Consider the following 17,709-nt stretch of genomic DNA (forward strand, 5'->3'; position numbering starts at 1 on the left):
TAGATCTTAACTGTGTACAACATATCCAAAGATTCCAACCAAGCTGCTCTTCTGGGTTAAGCCCAATGCAAGTCGAGGTAAGACACAACCTGTAATGATTGTTCCTTTCGGGTAATCATCAGAATTGATTTGTTCTAAAAGTGCTGAGTCACCAATCCGAACAAATGCACAGTCGATAAAATCGTGTTGTGCTGCAAACCAATCCATCATCTTGTGCCAAGGCTGAAAATATTCTGCTGGAGATTCTTCACCATCTTGTTCTACTTCTTTCCACCACTGTGTATTGGTTGTAAGCGGTTCAGTCGTAATGTTCGCCAAAGGAAAAATAGTATTGGCAAAGTATTGTTGAATCAGTTGAGGCGTAATTTTTTGGCTAGCTGAGTTGTGTGAATGCATGATATAAAAATCTTGAAAATAATCCCCCGAGTTTGAACCCATGCCAACTTCAACATTTGCCATGATATTGGTGATTTCAGCGCTCAATTTTTGACAAAGTTTTAATTCATCGGAATCAATTTCATGCTGCAATGGGATATTGTGCTTTGAAATAGACCCATCATTATAAACGCTGGTAAAGCGCGAAATGATATTGTTAGGCCATTCATCTGTATCAGCACCCACATCATAATTCTGCATACATTCAGATAATATTTTTAATCTTTCTTCACTTAACGCTAGTTTTATATTCATGATTTTGCCAAATTTAATGATAAATCTTAATCATATAAACGGTAAATTCCAGTAAAGCGCTCACAGCCTTTTTGTGTTGTCGTCACAGACAAAATTGCTTTTTGGAAATTAAGCACATATTTACAGTCATGTTCATTGTCTAAAATTTGATTCTTTTTTTCAGGCGTGGTGTAAGCCAACAATGAGACAATTTGACTATCTTTACGGTTATTGGGATTTCGGTAGGCGATGCCTTCAACTTTAATCCGATCTTTAGTCAGTTGATGGATTTGTAAATGGGCGGGTTGCTTCGAAATTTTACCATGTTCATATTTGATGAAATGTTGGGTTAAACTTTGATTCATTGAGGTGTAAAAATTTAAGTCTTCTAGGCGAATATCGAACTGTTGTTTAAAACAATCGTTGCTTTTACACTGACTTAAACGGTTGAGCCACAAACGATGCGTATCATTGATTAAGCGTATTGGTGCATCTGTGACCAGATATGCAGTGAGATAGCTCTCATTTAATTGAGCGCGTAGTTCACTATACTGCGAACCACATAACTTTTTTAAAAGTGATGAATCTTGGTGCTTACAGTCAAGAGGCAGGGCGTAAACAGCTGATGTACTGATACAGCTCAAAATGAGACCAGACAAGAGTGTTTTAATTTGATTAAATTCTGTATTCAACAGCATGATCGCTTATACTTTCACAATGTTTGCATACGTACTATAGCGAAAGAGAAAGTACGAATACAAGATTTTTAAATTTTAAAAACTGCAAAAGGAGCTAAGAATGATCATACCGATTCGTATTGGGCAGGGAATGGATGTACATGCTTTTGAAGAAGGTGATTTTGTAACTTTGGCAGGCGTTCAAATTCCACATACGCATGGTTTAAAAGCACATTCAGATGGTGATGTCGTATTACACGCATTATGTGATGCTTTATTGGGTGCATTGGCTTTAGGGGATATTGGACAGCATTTCCCAGACACAGATGCTGAATTTAAAGGTGCGGATAGCCGTAAGCTTTTAAAACATGTTTATCAATTAATTTTAGACCGTGGTTATAAATTAAATAATGCTGATATTACTGTGGCATGTGAACGGCCTAAATTAGCCAAACACAATTTGGAAATGCGTCAAAGTATTGCAGATGTGTTAGATGTTGATGTGACTCAAATTAGTGTTAAAGCAACAACCACAGAGAAATTGGGTTTTACTGGCCGTCAGGAAGGTATTTTATCCACTGCAACAGTCTTAATTTCACATTTAGCAAAATAATTATTTTTATAGTTTAGAACTCTTACTTATCTATCTACTGAGAAATATTGATGCGATGGTAGATAAGTTTTGATGTTTTCTGATTTTAAAGCGCTATAGTCAAATTTTAGCTACAAAAAAAGCCCTTTAAAGGGCTCTTTTCACATGCAAAAATTAGTTAGCTAACGCTTTAACTTGTGCATTCAAGCGGCTCTTGTGACGAGCAGCTTTGTTTTTATGGATGATACCTTTATCCGCCATACGGTCAATAACTGGAACTGCAGCTTTATAAGCTTCAGTTGCGGCAGCATATTCACCAGTAGCGATAGCAGCGATTGTGCGTTTGATATAAGTACGTACCATTGAACGCAAGCTTGCGTTGTGTTTACGTGCTTTAACGTTTTGACGAGCACGTTTTTTTGCTTGAGCAGAGTTTGCCACTCGTGCACTCCTTGAATTAGATGGGTCTGGGCGGGCTGAAACCACATCTGAAAACCACATCAGAGGATTATCACCAGCCCGTAAACAAGTGCCATATTGTGATTAAAGAGGCCAGTAAAGTCAAGTGTTGACATGCTTTGACAACATTTTTGTTGAAGAAAAATTTGAAATAAAACGTTAGATTAGTAATAAATCTAGGAGATTGTTTAAAAAATGACTAATTCGATAAAAAATGCGATTGTGATTGGAGCAACAGGTTTAGTGGGGCAGCGTCTCATTGAACAGCTCGATTTATTGACTGATTGTGAAAAAATTACAGTTGTTGTGCGACGAGAAAATCCCGACTTTTCAAAATTTAAAAAAGTTGAACAATTTGTATTGGATGACTTCCTTCTACTCAATGATCAAGATGTCAGCGGTTATACTCATGCATTCAGTTGTTTGGGAACGACCATTAAAAAGGCAGGTTCTAAAGAAGCTTTCTATAATATTGATTTTGAGATCAATGCGCATTTTGCAGATTTATTTGAAATGACTGAAACTCATTTACTTTTAGTCAGTGCGATGGGGGCAAAAGCCAGCTCGCCAATTTTTTATAATCAAGTGAAAGGTGAACTTGAGGACTATATACAAAAGTTGAACTTATATCGTTTTTCTATTATTCGCCCATCGTTACTCCTTGGTGAACGAAATGAAAAGCGATTCTTAGAAGACGTAACGCAAAAGCTGTATGGTAAATTTTCGCATTTGGTACCCAATTCTTTTAAATATAAGCCAGTGACAGCACAACAAGTGGCTCATACTATGGTCGAGGCTGCTCAAACACAAACTCAAAAAATTGAAATTTATGATAATTTGCGTATACAAAATAGCAAATAATGGAGTGATAACGTGACTACAGTACCTTTTGTAACTTGTGATTTATTAGATGATCATCCAGATCAAGACATCCAAACCTTGATTCCATCTCTAGATGGCAAGTTTTTTAGAAGTTATGGGGCGCGTAAAACCTTTGGTGGTCAAATCGTGACAGTCAAGTGTTTTGAAGATAACTCAAGAGTGAAAGAGTTACTTGCTACAGATGGAACAGGCAAGGTTTTGGTTGTCGATGGTGGAGCATCCATGCGTTGTGCCTTGATGGGTGACATGATTGCAGAGTCAGCGGTTAAGCATCACTGGAATGGTGTAGTGATTTACGGCTGTGTACGTGATGTAGATGCACTAGTTGAACTTGATCTAGGTGTCCATGCATTGGCTTCAATTCCACAAAAAAGCAATCGTAAAGGCATAGGTGAGGTCGATATTCCTGTGTATTTTGGTAGTGTCACTTTCAATTCTGGTGAATATATCTATGCAGATAACAATGGCATTATGGTTTCAAAAGAAAAATTAGTGGATTTATAAAAAGCTTTATTTAAGCGAAAACAATCATCTAGGGGGTATGAAATGGTGCATCATCAAATTAAAGTTGTACAAGCTTTGGCTTCATCACTGACTGAGGGAGGCCGTGGTGTAACAGGAACTCCGTTTCCAAACCAGCCAGAAAAGGCTTTAAAGTTATATGAGTTTGAAGGTTCACCATTTTGCCGCCGTGTACGAGAAGTAATGACCTTGCTCAATTTGGATTATGAAGTCTATCCATGCCCTAAAGGTGGGACTAAATATCGTCGGGTTGTAAAAGAAAAAGGGGGGAAATTACGTTTTCCGTATTTCATTGATGAAAATACGGGAACAGCAATGTACGAATCGCAAAAGATTGTTGATTACTTATTTAAGCATTATGGTAAAACAGGCAAAACACCAAAGAAATATTCTCATTATCCTAAATACCCAACGGTTGCTATGGTGGGAACCATTATTAATGGTGCACGCGGGGTTTGGGTTAATAAAAAAATTGTTGATCGTGCAAGTCCAGCGCAATTATTGGAATTATGGGGGTTTGAAGCAAGTCCTTATACACGTGTTGTACGTGCTGTGTTAACTGAATTAGAAATTCCATTTATTTTTCATAATGTGGCTAAAGAGTGTTGGCAAGATCTAGGCCCAGCAGTTTTACGTTTAAAACCCGGTAAATATGTTCCTATGGTCGGTGGCAAACGTGAAAAAATTATTCCAGTTATGGGCCGCGCAAAGCAAGACATTCAAGTGCCTTATTTAGAAGATCCAAATACAGGTGAAAAACTCTTTGAGTCAGCAGCAATCGTATCTTATTTACAGAAACAATATGGTTAACTCTATGTGTTAAAAGCACCTAACATAGGTGCTTTTAACTGAAGGATAAATGTGGGTTTACAAGAAAACTATCTTGAATATCGAAATCATATAAATACTTTAAAGACTGACCAAGGCTATATAAAGTATATTTTGAAAATTCAGCAGGTCGTGCATCAACGGCAGTTGGTATCTTGTATGAGTGATTCAAAATGGCTCAAACTTCTGCATGCAATGACAGACTTGGATTTTCCACCTGCATTTATTGTCAAATTGGTGACTGAAAATAAAGATCTACAAGCTGAAGATCAATTTGTGAAGAAAATTCCGTGGTATTTGGGTGATTGGCATCCTTTCTATCACGATGCTATGCCTGTATTTATTGCAATTGAATATTTAATTGTAAAGCCTATGCTGAGCAAACCGAGAGGACGATTGATCAGTGATTTGATTTTAGATCAAACAGATCAATTTCGTACTTTGTTGCAGCATTTGAATATTATGTTTGATGAAAAAAACAGTTGTTTTAAAATTTATGCTTATTACTCAAAGTAATTTTAAAAAAAATCACAATAGAGGTGTCTGAACAAATCAGTCAAAACTGATTGCTTTAATCATTTTTCGCAACATTTGTATCCATATAAATATTGTGAATTAGTGGATTGTTAACGATAAAAACTTAAGCTTTAAAACAGCCTATGTTAGATTGTAACCAATAGAATATTTTGAGATAAATTATGACTTCAACTCGAATTCAACCTGTTATGAATCGTCCAGGGGAAAATGCCTTATTTATTGTTTTAGGATTAAGGCTTGGGGCTGAAGTAATAGATACAGTAATCGATTTTGCAGCAAATTTTTCAGCATTAACACGTAGTTTAACCAACCGTTATCCAGATGCACAATTTAGTGCGGTTATGGGATTTGGGGCAAATGCGTGGGAACGTTTATTTCCTGATCAGGCTAAACCACAAGAATTAGAACAGTTTAAAGAAATTAAAGGGCCAAAATATACGGCTGTTTCAACAGAAGGCGATTTGTTTTTCCATATTCGTGCTGATCGTCAAGCGTTGTGTTTTGAAATGGCAGATATGATCAATACGCAATTAAAAGCCGTAAGTTATCCAGTGGATGAAGTGAATGGTTTTCGATATTTTGACGGTAGAGCGATTATTGGCTTTGTTGATGGGACAGAAAACCCAGAGCCTGAAATTGCAGCTGAATATGCACTGGTGGGTGGTGAAGATCCAGACTTTAAAGGTGGCAGTTATGCATTTATTCAAAAATATATGCATGATATGGACAAGTGGCGTGAGCTCAGTGATGAAGAACAAGAAAAAGTCATCGGACGTAAAAAGTTTAATGATGTTGAGTTGAGTGATGATGTAAAGCCTAAAACAGCACACAATGTAGTGAGTAAGGCACATGATGCAGATGGCAATGAAATTAAAATCATGCGTGCAAATATGCCGTTTTCAAATCCATCTAAAAATGAATATGGCACTTTCTTTATTGGTTATGCACGCAAATTTAGTGTGACCCGACAAATGTTAGAGCATATGTTTCAAGGTGATGAAGAGGGTAATTTAGATCGTTTATTAGATTTTAGTACAGCAGTGACAGGAGCCTTATTCTTTGTGCCTACTGTCGATTTCTTAGATGATTTGGGTGACGAATAACGCTGATGGTTTATGTTCAGGTAAATGGTCGTTTTAAAACGGCCTTTTACTGCGAAATTTTGTCATCTTTGTTATGATGAGTCTCTGATTTGATTGAGTTTTAGTGATGTTTGATAAAATTACAGCATTATTTAAGGGTAATAAAAACGGTCCTGAACAAGTTTTTCTACAAGAAAATAATATTCAAATTGATGCTGAGCAGGGTTTTATTGTAGATGATATTGTTTTAAATCGTGAGTTATCTGAACGGCTGGAATACTTTTCTAACCGAAAACTCAATAATTTTGATGATTTAAAGGCCTTGTTCTATAAAACAATTTTGATCAATGAAAAGATTGATTTAGAAATCGCGACAAACAACTATGTGCAACGACTTGGCAATACAGAAGAAAATTTAAAACAATTTAAAGAAATTATTCGAAAACTCAATGATTATTATAAAGCGTTTAAACGAGAAAAATAAATCAACTTAAGGCATGGATAACATTTAGTGGAATCAGAATATTTCACTAAAGAATAATGTGTGATGTTGCTTAGATTTTTCTCTGTTATACAAATGACTATTCTCAATTCATTTGCAAGAGCTTCCACAGGTCTATGATCCTGTGAGATTGTCTTGAGGTTGATGTGAATTCTATCCTGATGAAGAAAATGCTGCTGTTGAGTCACTGCACAGATAAATAGAATAAACAAAATCACTCAACTGAATAAAGTCATCATGTTAAACTATTGCTCATGTCTTTTAGACCCTATGCGATTATGTTTAAACAAGAAATCTCTGACCTCAATTTAAAACAACTGAAAGCAGGCGAAAAACGTTGGATTGGCACAATGCTCGGTTCATCTGCAGCCTTATTGTTTAAGGAGATCGCAGAGAAATCGGATCAGCTCTTTGTATTGGTTGCAAAAAATAATCAGCACTTGGGACAGTTGGAAAGTGAATTAGAATTTTATGGAGTAAAACCAACAATATTTCCAGACTGGGAGATATTGCCATATGATCGTTTATCTCCGCACCAAGATATTGTCTCTGAAAGACTGTCGATACTTTCCAATATGCCACAAAAAGGTATTTTATTGGTCTCTGCAACCACCTTGGCACAACGTGTTGCCCCTACATCATGGGTGTTGGGTGAGCATTTTGATATCCGCGTTGGTCAGAAATTTGCATTAGAACAACAAAAATTAAAACTGGTTCAGGCGGGTTATCATCTGGTTGATACCGTTTATGACCATGGTGAGTTTGCGGTACGTGGTAGCATCATGGACATTTATGCTTCTGGGCAAAATGCACCTATTCGTATTGATTTATTTGATGATGAAATAGACAGTTTAAAATTCTTTGACCCTGAAACCCAAAGAACAACAACAAAGTTAGAGCGTTTTACCGTACTTCCTGCAAAAGAATTTCCGTTAAAAGAAGCGCGTTCAACATTTCGTGATCGTTATGCAGAAAGTTTTCCAACTGCAAATCCCAAGAAAAACCCAATTTATCAAGATGTGTTAGAAGGTATTGCTTCTCCAGGATTAGATTTCTACTTCCCATTATTCTTTTCGCAACAAGCCATGCAAACACAAAGTTGTTTGGTATCGTACTTACCAAGCAATGCGATTGTCATTACAGATAAGCACATTGACGAAGGATTGTTGAGTTTTTGGACAGATGTGATGCGTCGTTACGAAGACCGACGTCATAATGCTGATCAACCGCTATTACCACCTGAAGAAATTTTTATACAACCGAATCAACTGTTTGAGTATTTAAATCAATTTTCAAGAATTATTGCCTCAACAGAAGCCATTGAATTAAAAGCAGGCTGTATCAATTTGTCGGTTGAATTACCACCACGATTGCCTGTAGACCCTAAACAAGACCAACCATTTAAAGCAGTAAAGCAGTATGTGGATGAGGCCAATCATCCTGTATTACTAGTGGCTGAAAGTGCTGGACGCCGTGAAACTTTAAAAGATGCTTTACGTGCAAGTTTAGGTGAAATTCCAGTTGTTGAAAGTTTTGATGTATTTCAACAATCTAATTTCTCTGTGGCGATTACCAATGCGTCTTTGGATCGCGGATTGGTCATTAGCAATGATCTATCAGTTATTTCTGAAAACCAACTGTATGAACATAGAGTGGTACAGCGCCGTAGAAAACGTCAACAAGAGGTTTCAGAAGAGTTTCTGATCCGAAGTCTAACGGAACTCAATATTGGTGCGCCAGTGGTGCATATTGATCATGGTGTTGGGCGTTATGCAGGTTTAGTTACCTTAAATATTGATGAACAAGACTATGAGTTTCTGCAATTAAACTATGCAGATGATGCAAAAGTGTATGTTCCTGTGACCAATTTACACCTGATTAGCCGTTTTAGTGGTGGTGATCCTGATTTAGCGCCATTACATAAATTGGGTACAGATGCATGGAATAAAGCAAAACGTAAAGCACTTGAACAGATTCATGATGTGGCAGCTGAATTATTACATATTCAAGCACGCCGTCAGTCTAAACCTGGGATTAGCTTTGAGCTGGATCAAAGTGCATATATGCAATTTTCCAGTGGTTTTGCTTATGAGGAAACACTGGATCAGGCCAATGCCATCGAAGCGACCTTATATGATATGCAACAAGCCAAACCAATGGATCGATTGGTTTGTGGTGATGTTGGCTTTGGTAAAACGGAAGTGGCGATGCGCGCGGCATTTGTTGCTGTTCAAAATAATAGGCAAGTGGCTGTTTTAGTACCTACCACCTTATTGGCGCAACAACATTTTGAATCATTTAAAGATCGCTTTGCCGATTGGCCAATTCGTATAGAGGTACTTTCGCGTTTTGGAACCAATAAAAGTCATACCAAAACCATTGATGATTTAATCGATGGTAAAGTTGATATTGTCATCGGCACACATAAAATTCTTCAGGAAAATGTGCAGTTTAAAAACTTAGGTTTAATGATTGTTGATGAAGAACATCGTTTTGGGGTACGTGATAAAGAGCGTATCAAAGCCATGCGTGCAGATGTTGATATGTTAACCTTAACTGCAACACCAATTCCTCGTACATTGAATATGGCTTTTGGCGGAATGCGTGATCTTTCAATTATTGCTACACCGCCTGCACGTCGTTTAGCTGTCAAAACTTTTGTCAATGAACAAACCAATGAAACCATGAAAGAGGCAATTCTGCGAGAATTGTTACGTGGTGGTCAGGTTTATATCTTGCACAATGAAGTAGATACCATAGAACGCGCTGCGGAAAATATTCGTCAACTTGTACCTGAAGCGCGTGTCGCGGTTGCGCATGGTCAAATGCGTGAACGTGAACTTGAGCAAATCATGCAACAGTTCTATCACAAAGAATTTAACGTGCTGGTCTGTTCAACAATTATTGAAACGGGGATTGATGTTCCTAATGCCAATACGATTATTATTGAACGTGCAGACAAACTCGGCCTAGCACAATTACATCAATTACGTGGTCGTGTTGGACGTTCCCATCATCAAGCCTATGCATATTTGATGGTGCCATCGATTAAAGGCCTTAAAGGTGATGCAGAAAAACGTTTAGATGCCATTCAAAGAGCTTCAAATCTTGGCGCTGGTTTTATGCTGGCTACGGAAGACTTAGAGATTCGTGGTGCTGGTGAGCTACTGGGTGAACAACAAAGTGGTTCAATGAATGCAATTGGTTATAGCCTATATATGGAAATGTTGGCCAAAGCGACCAAAGCAATTCAACAGGGCAAGACCCCTAATTTTGATACACCACTTTCACTTACTTCTGAAATTACCCTGCATATGCCTGCTTTGATCCCAGATGAATATTTGGGTGATGTACATCAGCGTCTTATGTTCTATAAACGTATTAGTAATACCGATACTCAGGATAAACTTGACAATATCCGTATGGAGCTGATTGATCGCTTTGGTGTGCCGCCATTACCAGTAAAACAACTGTTTAGTGTTCATCAAATTCGGGTTAAGGCCGAAGCCTTAGAAATTACCAAAATTGATATTGGGGCTAATGGTGGGGTGATCGAATTTTCACCTGATACACCTGTGCAAGCGATCAGTATTATTCAACTCATGCAGAAGCATCCAACTTGGTTCCGTATGGAAGGTGGACAACGTTTAAAAGTGATGGTGATGCTTGAAGAAAATGACAAGCGAATTCAGTTTATTCAGGATTTGTTAAACAATTTACTGACAGAATTAAAGCGTTAATTTATCAGGATTTTGAGCTTAAAAAATGCTCAATCTGAGATTAAAAGTGCTTATGAATTTTTTCAGGTAAATCACTTGAAAAAATTCTGTGATTCTTTAAAGTGTAATTGTGATCAGGTTCAAAACAAACTGTGTTTATTTGTACCAAAACACAAGATAACCAATATTCACACGAAAACCGATGTGTTAGTATTAGCCATCCTTTTAATTTTGCGTCATTTATAAAGATATGTTTAGTTTGCATCCACAACTTGCTCAAGATACTTTTTTTGTAGGCGATTTTCCGCTTTCAACATGTCGTTTAATGAATGATATGCAATTCCCGTGGCTGATTCTTATTCCACGTGTTCCTGGTATCACTGAGTTATATGAACTAAGTCAAGCTGACCAAGAGCAGTTTTTACGTGAATCAAGCTGGTTGTCTAGTCAGCTTTCTCGTGTTTTTCGTGCAGATAAAATGAATGTCGCTGCACTTGGAAATATGGTTCCGCAATTACATTTTCATCATGTAGTTCGTTATCAGAATGATGTAGCTTGGCCTAAACCTGTATTTGGCCTGCAAGCAGTTCCTTATAGCAATGAAGTATTAGCTCACATGCGTCAAACACTGATGTTGGCGTTACGTGGTCAAGGTGAGATGCCATTCGATTGGCGTATGGATTAAGTGTAAACAGCACAAGGGAAGTGTTTAATAAAATGACATTCGAGGTAAAATATTTTGCCATTTGAACGTATGTTAGATAAAGAGCCAAAGCAATTTGAGATATTCCAGCGATTTATGGGGTATTTGATTATTGCTTTGGTGGTCATGGTTTATTATTTCACCTCCCCAATTGCAAATTATCAATTTTATGTTCCTTTTTTTATAGGCTTTATTTTTATTGTTAGCCCTAAGCTATCGCGCTGGCTAGAATATTCATATGGCTCTAAAATTCGGAAAAATATCTATTTCTTAATTGATGTCATCGTAGTTTCTACCGCATTGGCTGCTGTACATTTAAGCCTCGTGGTTACTTTTGTATTGTTATTTGCACTGATCTATACAGCGATTAATAACAAAATTTCTTTTATGATGGGCTCTCTGGCAATTTTAGTTGCCTTTGTTGTGTTTTATACCAATATTATTTTTATCTTTGGTTTTTATGATTATTTTCAGCAAACCAGCCCAGAGCTATCAGTCCTGTCTTTTATTAGCATCATTTTGTTTGTAAACATCGGAAATTATTATCAAAATCGCCGTATCAAAAGTGTAGAAACCAAGAAAAACACCTATTTCAATGAAATGAATCGCTATATTGAGTTATCAAATCAACTCAGTCGTTATGCGCCATTACAGCTTTGGCAAGCGATCATGCGTGGTGATACAGAAGCCAAGATTGAATATAAACGTAAAAAAATGACGGTTTTCTTTTCTGATATTCAAGGATTTACAGAATTATCAGAAACTTTGATTCCAGATGATTTGGCATTTGTATTAAATGACTATTTAAGTCATATGACTGAAATTGCCAAACAATATGGTGCAACCATTGATAAGTTTATGGGTGATGCAATACTGATTTTCTTTGGTGATCCTGACTCACAAGGTGTGGAGCAGGATGCTAAAAACTGTATTGATATGTCCATTGCAATGCGCCAGCAGATGAAATTTCTCCGTGAACGTTGGGTGAAAATGGGCTATGCACCTTTACATATTCGTATGGGGGTCAGTACCGGTTATTGCCACGTTGGGAACTATGGTGCTGTGCATCGTATGGCGTATACCATTGTGGGGCGTGATGCCAATTTAGCAGCGCGTTTGCAATATGCTGCGGATATTGATGAAATTTTGGTTTCAGATGAAACCTATAAGCTGATTAAAAATGATTATCTCTGTGCACCAAAAACTCCGATTGAGCTGAAAGGGATTCAAGGTAAGGTACGCACTTGGCAAGTGATGGAAAAATATTCAGCGACCAAGAATGAAAATCAACAATGGTTTGATTATGAGTATAAAGGCTTCCATTTGGTGCTGAATTTAGAAGAAGTGCAAAACTTTGAATATCCAGAGCTGGTTGAAGTATTGGAAAAAATGGTAGAACGGATTAAGGTTCAGCAAAAACTTACCAACTCTCAAGGCGTTGCAAAGCTTAATATTGAAGATGAAGTCAACTCAAATTATTTGTAAAGTCGTTAAATTAAATGCCTAAGCCATTAAAAAACCACTCATAAAGAGTGGTTTTTTGCCTATATGAAAAGCAACTTAGTGGTTTTCAGAAGCATGGTTAATCGTATACTTTGGAATTTCAACTTCCATATCTTCGTCTGTGATTTTAACTTGGCAAGATAGACGCGAATCGGGTTCTAAGCCCCAAGCACGATCAAGTAAGTCTGCTTCAACATCATCCATCTCTTCGAGCTCATCAAAGCCTTTGCGTACAATCACATGGCAAGTGGTACATGCTTTAGACATGTCACAGGCATGTTCGATTTTAATACCATTATCGAGCAAGCTTTGGCACAGATTGGCGTTTGGTTCAACTTCAAACTCAGCACCATTTGGACAAATTGTTGCATGAGGTAGTACTTTAATACGTGGCATAGTCGTTACCTTAAATTAGTTTGAGTTAGACCAATCATCAAGTTTGGTGCCTTTCAGTGCATGATCAATGTGTTGATTCATACGTTCTGCAGCAAAGGCATCGCTATAAGTTTTTAACTGTTCAACAGCATGCTCAATCGATTTGATATCGTTTGTTTCAAGCTGAGCTTTTAAGGCTTCAGCGGCTTGGGTGAGTGCAGTCAGTTGTTCAGTACTGAGCAGATTGGAGTCAACCTTTAATGCCTGTGTTAAGGCTTCAAGTTCACGCTGTGCTTCAACTTTAGTTTCATTGAGATGGCGAAGATTTTTATCTTCTTCAGCGAATTTATAACCTTCTAAAAGCAAACGTTCAGTATCGGTTTCAGACAATCCATAAGAAGGTTTAATGTCGATTTGCGCATTGACCCCTGATGTGGTTTCTTTGGCTGAAACAGTAAGCAGGCCATCTGCATCGACCTGAAAAGTGACTTCAATACGTGCCTGACCCGCGGTCATTGGTGGGATACCATGTAATACAAAACGGCCTAAGCTGCGGCAATGCTCAACTAAGTCGCGTTCGCCTTGCAAGACATGGATCAGCATGGCCGTTTGACCGTCTTGATAGGTGGTGAACTCTTGACGGCGTGCAACAGGAATGGCTGTATTACGTGAAATTAAACGTTCAACCAAACCACCCATGGTTTCTAGACCAAGTGACAGCGGGGTAACATCTAACAGTAATGAACCATCTTTAGAATTTCCAATGAGTTGATTTGCAGTGATCGCAGCACCAATCGCCACAACTTCATCAGGATTGATGGTACAAAGCGGTTCTTGCTTAAATACTTCACGCACCACTTTCTGTACAGCATAAGAGCGGGTTGAACCACCAACAAGAACTACATTTTGAATATCATCGAGTTCAAGTTTTGCATCACGCATGACACGTTTACACACATTGATCGTCTTATCTAATGCCACTTGAATGATTTCTTCAAATGTTGTGCGATCTAGCGTGAGATGATGTGTTAGAACTTTAATATCAACAGAGGTTGCATCACTGAGTGCTTCTTTGGCTTTGCGCGCAGAAACGATAAAATGTGCATATTCTGCATCATCTAAAGTTTCAATATTGAGTTGTTTTTTTGCCCATTTCACAATAAGGCGATCTAGGTCATCGCCACCCAGTGCGGTATGACCGCCTGTGGCTAAAACTTCAAACACACCTTGAGAAAAACGCAAAATAGACACATCAAATGTACCACCACCTAAATCATAAATGACATAGTTGCGGTCTGTTGTTAGATTGCTTTCTTGGTCCAAGCCATATGCAACAGCCGCAGCGGTAGGTTCGTTGAGCAGGCGTAATATATTTAAACCCGCGAGTTCAGCTGCATCACGTGTGGCTTGGCGTTGCGCTTCATCAAAGTAGGCTGGAACCGTAATCACAGCGCCATTCACCGGATTGCTTAAGCTTTGTTCAGCGCGATCTTTCAGTTGTTTTAAAATTTCTGCGGAGATTTCTACGGGTGTTTTACGACCTTGCGCTGTTTCAAATGCTGGCATTTCATTGTCAGCACCCGCAAGCGTGTAAGGGTGTTGAAATTTAACATCTGCTTTAGAACGACCCATAAAGCGCTTAACAGAAACTATGGTATTTTTAGGGTCAGCAGTAATAAACGGTTTTGCTGCATCGCCATATTCGGTTGAATTTTTAGAATAATGTACAATAGAAGGAAGTAACACGCGACCTTGCTCATCGTTCAGTACTTTGGCTTTGCCTGATAATACCGTAGCAACAAGAGAATGGGTTGTCCCTAAGTCGATACCAATCGCAATACGGTGTTCGTGTGGCGCACTTGATTGTCCTGGTTCAGCAATTTGCAAGAGTGCCATTTGTCACATCCTTAAAATAAAAACTAAAAACAAATTCGGGTAAAACATATAATGAAAGTTAAAATTTAGAAATCATCATCTAAACTAAAATCTTCATCATCTAAAAGCTGATCTTCGGCTTTATCAATATCATTCATGACTTTTTGAAAGAATCGTAACTTGCGCACAGTGTCACGTGCTTCAGCCCAATCTTCATCCTCAAAATCAATTTTGAATTCACGAACTAAGCCATCAATCCATTGTTGGACTTCTTTTTTTAAAGAATGCAATTGTTCAGTATTGGTTGCTTCATCAAGCTGCTCACGAATTTCTAAAGCAGATTGTAAGAACTCAAAATCACTAATTGATTGATCTAAGTGATGATCTTGCTTTTTGAGTGACAGTAGATAAGCAGCACGACTGTCTACATTGGATAAAGCTTTATATGCCTGATTAATCTCACTTGATTTAATCAAAGCTTTGTCTTTATCTTCAGCTTTATCAGGATGATATTGCTGTTGTAGTTTTAGGAAATTAGCTTTTAATGTCGCTAAATCAATATCGAGTGCTTCCGGGAGATCGAACAACTCAAAATGACTCATGGGAGATACTCATCCACGATGTTTTACAGGAAAACGGTGTAATTAAATGTGATTAAAACAGTGCAAGACACTGTTTTAACATGAGAAAAAGCAGGGCAGATTATACAGTGAAAGATTCACCGCAGCCACATTCACCTTTTTTATTTGGGTTATTGAACTCGAAGCCTTCATTGAGACCATTTTTAACATAGTCCATTTCCATACCATCGAGATAAACCAAACTTTTTGGATCTACAAAAACTTTTACACCAAACTGCTCGAACATTTGATCATGAGTGTCAATATCATCAACAAACTCAAGTACATAAGCTAAGCCAGAACAGCCTGAAGTTTTCACACCAAGACGAATACCTTCACCCTTACCGCGATTCTTTAAGTAATTGCTGATATGAGTTGCAGCATTTTCAGTTAGATTGATCATGAAAACTCCGTTAAAAAATCATCTGCTAAATTTGACGAACAGATATTAGGCTTTAGTTTTCTTGCTACGGTAATCTTCAACAGCAGCTTTAATTGCATCTTCTGCAAGTACAGAACAGTGTACTTTTACAGGAGGAAGTGCAAGTTCAGTTGCGATGTCGATATTCTTAATCGCCTGTGCTTCGTCAAGCGTTTTACCTTTTAACCATTCGGTTACGAGTGAGCTAGACGCAATTGCAGAGCCACAGCCATAAGTCTTAAAGCGAGCTTCTTCAATTACACCACTGTCATTCACTTGGATTTGTAAACGCATTACATCGCCACATGCAGGTGCACCCACCATACCTGTACCAACATTTTCTGCATTTTTATCCAAAACACCAACATTACGAGGATTTTCGTAATGATCTATTACTTTTTCGCTATAAGCCATGTTGCTTCTCCAAACCTCGGGGTCAGCGTTGATAATATGTATTTCTACAATCTAATTTGGTGGCATTTTACTGATTTTCAATAAAATGCCGCGTTTTGATTTCAAGGAACTTAGTGTTCAGCCCATTCAACTGAATTTAAGTCGATCCCTTCTTTGTACATATCCCAAAGCGGAGAAAGTTCACGCAATTTCTCAACAGCAGCTTTAGTAATCTTAATTACATGATCAATGTCTTCTTCAGTCGTATAGTGACCAAAGCTAAAACGAATTGAACTATGTGCTAACTCGTCAGAAAGACCGAGGGCACGAAGTACGTAAGAAGGTTCAAGTGTTGCAGATGTACATGCTGAACCAGAAGATACAGCAGCATCTTTTAACGCCATCATCAATGATTCACCTTCAACAAAGTTGAAACTAACATTTAAGTAGTTTGCAACATTGTATACAGGGTGGCCATTTAAGAAGACTTGTTCTAAATCTTGTAAACCATTCCAGAGTTTGTCACGGAGTACACGTAAACGTGTTTGTTCAGCTTGTAAAGATTTGCCAGCAAGTTCAAATGCTTCACCCATACCGACGATTTGATGGGTTGCAAGTGTACCTGAGCGCATACCACGTTCATGACCACCGCCATGAATTTGTGCTTTGATACGAACACGTGGGCTACGGCGTACAAATAAAGCACCAATGCCTTTAGGTCCATAAACCTTATGACCTGAGAAGCTCATCAAATCAACTTTCATGGTAGAAAGATCGATTTCAACTTTACCTGCAGCTTGTGCAGCATCTACATGGAAATAGGTTTTATTGGCACGTGTTAACTCACCAATTGCAGCAACATCTGTCACAGTACCAATTTCATTGTTCACCATCATCAATGAAACAAGTAGCGTATCTGGACGAAGTTCAGCTTGAACCATTTCTGGGGTAATTAAACCAGTTTTAGGTTCAGGTTCAAGATAGGTAATCTCAAAACCTTCTTCTTCTAATTCACGACAAGTATCTAAAATTGCTTTATGTTCAATTTTACTTGTGATGATGTGTTTGCGTTTAGAACCGTAAAACTGAGCAACACCTTTAAGGGCAAGGTTATCAGATTCAGTAGCACCAGAAGTCCAGACAATTTCGCGTGGATCAGCTTTTACTAAATTTGCGACTTGTTCACGTGCATATTCAACTTTTTCTTCAGCTTGCCATCCATAAGCATGTGAGCGAGAAGCAGCATTACCGAATGTACCATCAAAGGTTAAACACTCCATCATGCGTTCTGCTACTTGAGGATCAACAGGCGTAGTTGCTGCATAGTCAAGATAAATCGGACGTTTCATG

19 protein-coding genes are annotated in these 17,709 nt (G+C 38.0%); 10 read left to right on the plus strand and 9 right to left on the minus strand.

Annotation, left to right across the window (positions count from 1 at the left end):
* Positions 1 to 6: 6 nt before the first annotated feature.
* Together ACZ5QH_RS10395 and ACZ5QH_RS10400 are read right to left on the minus strand one after the other, a co-directional pair.
* On the minus strand, positions 7 to 690 hold the full coding sequence (locus ACZ5QH_RS10395) for a hypothetical protein (protein ID WP_034610367.1): 684 nt from the start codon (positions 688 to 690) through the stop codon (positions 7 to 9).
* A gap of 26 nt (positions 691 to 716) precedes the next feature.
* Positions 717 to 1,367 (minus strand): A1S_1983 family putative colistin resistance protein, encoded by a 651-nt coding sequence (locus tag ACZ5QH_RS10400; RefSeq protein WP_004720662.1) that lies wholly within the window; start codon positions 1,365 to 1,367, stop codon positions 717 to 719.
* 100 nt (positions 1,368 to 1,467) lie between these two features.
* On the opposite strand from ACZ5QH_RS10400, the gene ispF reads away from it, so the two are divergent.
* Complete coding sequence (ispF, locus tag ACZ5QH_RS10405; RefSeq protein WP_004720660.1) at positions 1,468 to 1,959, plus strand: 2-C-methyl-D-erythritol 2,4-cyclodiphosphate synthase; 492 nt, start codon at positions 1,468 to 1,470, stop codon at positions 1,957 to 1,959.
* Between the two features lie 153 nt (positions 1,960 to 2,112).
* Here the strand turns inward: ispF and rpsT are convergent, their stop codons facing one another.
* Positions 2,113 to 2,379 carry a 30S ribosomal protein S20 gene (rpsT, locus tag ACZ5QH_RS10410; RefSeq protein WP_004720657.1) on the minus strand — a complete coding sequence of 89 codons (267 nt, stop codon included), beginning with the start codon at positions 2,377 to 2,379 and terminating at the stop codon, positions 2,113 to 2,115.
* Between the two features lie 213 nt (positions 2,380 to 2,592).
* Between rpsT and ACZ5QH_RS10415 the strand changes: the two genes are divergently transcribed.
* From ACZ5QH_RS10415 to ACZ5QH_RS10455, 9 genes are all read left to right on the plus strand, one after another.
* Positions 2,593 to 3,258, plus strand: a complete 666-nt coding sequence (locus ACZ5QH_RS10415) for a Rossmann-fold NAD(P)-binding domain-containing protein (protein ID WP_004720655.1) — start codon at positions 2,593 to 2,595, stop codon at positions 3,256 to 3,258.
* 12 nt (positions 3,259 to 3,270) lie between these two features.
* The gene (gene rraA / locus ACZ5QH_RS10420; RefSeq protein WP_303576149.1) at positions 3,271 to 3,783 is read left to right on the plus strand and encodes a ribonuclease E activity regulator RraA; all 513 of its coding nucleotides are present in this window, start codon (positions 3,271 to 3,273) and stop codon (positions 3,781 to 3,783) included.
* Between the two features lie 42 nt (positions 3,784 to 3,825).
* A complete protein-coding gene (locus tag ACZ5QH_RS10425) occupies positions 3,826 to 4,611 on the plus strand; it encodes a glutathione S-transferase N-terminal domain-containing protein (RefSeq protein WP_303576148.1) in 786 nt (261 codons plus the stop codon).
* A gap of 150 nt (positions 4,612 to 4,761) precedes the next feature.
* On the plus strand, positions 4,762 to 5,145 hold the full coding sequence (locus tag ACZ5QH_RS10430; protein ID WP_464016801.1) for a DUF6678 family protein: 384 nt from the start codon (positions 4,762 to 4,764) through the stop codon (positions 5,143 to 5,145).
* A gap of 182 nt (positions 5,146 to 5,327) precedes the next feature.
* The gene (locus ACZ5QH_RS10435) at positions 5,328 to 6,269 is read left to right on the plus strand and encodes a Dyp-type peroxidase (protein ID WP_303576146.1); all 942 of its coding nucleotides are present in this window, start codon (positions 5,328 to 5,330) and stop codon (positions 6,267 to 6,269) included.
* Between the two features lie 106 nt (positions 6,270 to 6,375).
* The gene (locus ACZ5QH_RS10440) at positions 6,376 to 6,732 is read left to right on the plus strand and encodes a hypothetical protein (protein WP_303576145.1); all 357 of its coding nucleotides are present in this window, start codon (positions 6,376 to 6,378) and stop codon (positions 6,730 to 6,732) included.
* A 296-nt stretch (positions 6,733 to 7,028) separates the two neighbouring features.
* On the plus strand, positions 7,029 to 10,490 hold the full coding sequence (gene mfd / locus ACZ5QH_RS10445) for a transcription-repair coupling factor (RefSeq protein ID WP_303576231.1): 3,462 nt from the start codon (positions 7,029 to 7,031) through the stop codon (positions 10,488 to 10,490).
* A 229-nt stretch (positions 10,491 to 10,719) separates the two neighbouring features.
* Positions 10,720 to 11,154 (plus strand): HIT domain-containing protein, encoded by a 435-nt coding sequence (locus tag ACZ5QH_RS10450; protein WP_004720642.1) that lies wholly within the window; start codon positions 10,720 to 10,722, stop codon positions 11,152 to 11,154.
* Between the two features lie 54 nt (positions 11,155 to 11,208).
* Entirely contained in the window at positions 11,209 to 12,657 is a 1,449-nt protein-coding gene (locus ACZ5QH_RS10455; RefSeq protein WP_004720640.1) for an adenylate/guanylate cyclase domain-containing protein, read from the plus strand.
* A gap of 75 nt (positions 12,658 to 12,732) precedes the next feature.
* On the opposite strand, the gene fdx is transcribed toward ACZ5QH_RS10455, so the two are convergent.
* The 6 genes from fdx to ACZ5QH_RS10485 all read right to left on the minus strand — a co-directional run bounded on the left by fdx (position 12,733) and on the right by ACZ5QH_RS10485 (position 17,708).
* Positions 12,733 to 13,071 carry an ISC system 2Fe-2S type ferredoxin gene (fdx, locus tag ACZ5QH_RS10460; protein ID WP_004821379.1) on the minus strand — a complete coding sequence of 113 codons (339 nt, stop codon included), beginning with the start codon at positions 13,069 to 13,071 and terminating at the stop codon, positions 12,733 to 12,735.
* 15 nt (positions 13,072 to 13,086) lie between these two features.
* Positions 13,087 to 14,946, minus strand: coding sequence for a Fe-S protein assembly chaperone HscA (gene hscA / locus ACZ5QH_RS10465; RefSeq protein ID WP_303576144.1), 1,860 nt, complete (start codon positions 14,944 to 14,946; stop codon positions 13,087 to 13,089).
* A gap of 65 nt (positions 14,947 to 15,011) precedes the next feature.
* Entirely contained in the window at positions 15,012 to 15,527 is a 516-nt protein-coding gene (gene hscB, locus ACZ5QH_RS10470; RefSeq protein WP_004720634.1) for a Fe-S protein assembly co-chaperone HscB, read from the minus strand.
* Between the two features lie 100 nt (positions 15,528 to 15,627).
* Positions 15,628 to 15,948 carry an iron-sulfur cluster assembly protein IscA gene (gene iscA / locus ACZ5QH_RS10475; RefSeq protein ID WP_034610390.1) on the minus strand — a complete coding sequence of 107 codons (321 nt, stop codon included), beginning with the start codon at positions 15,946 to 15,948 and terminating at the stop codon, positions 15,628 to 15,630.
* A 45-nt stretch (positions 15,949 to 15,993) separates the two neighbouring features.
* Entirely contained in the window at positions 15,994 to 16,380 is a 387-nt protein-coding gene (iscU, locus tag ACZ5QH_RS10480) for a Fe-S cluster assembly scaffold IscU (RefSeq protein WP_004720629.1), read from the minus strand.
* A gap of 110 nt (positions 16,381 to 16,490) precedes the next feature.
* Positions 16,491 to 17,708 carry an IscS subfamily cysteine desulfurase gene (locus tag ACZ5QH_RS10485; RefSeq protein WP_004720627.1) on the minus strand — a complete coding sequence of 406 codons (1,218 nt, stop codon included), beginning with the start codon at positions 17,706 to 17,708 and terminating at the stop codon, positions 16,491 to 16,493.
* Position 17,709: the final 1 nt, after the last annotated feature.

This window comes from Acinetobacter sp. Ac8 (genome assembly GCF_055392545.1).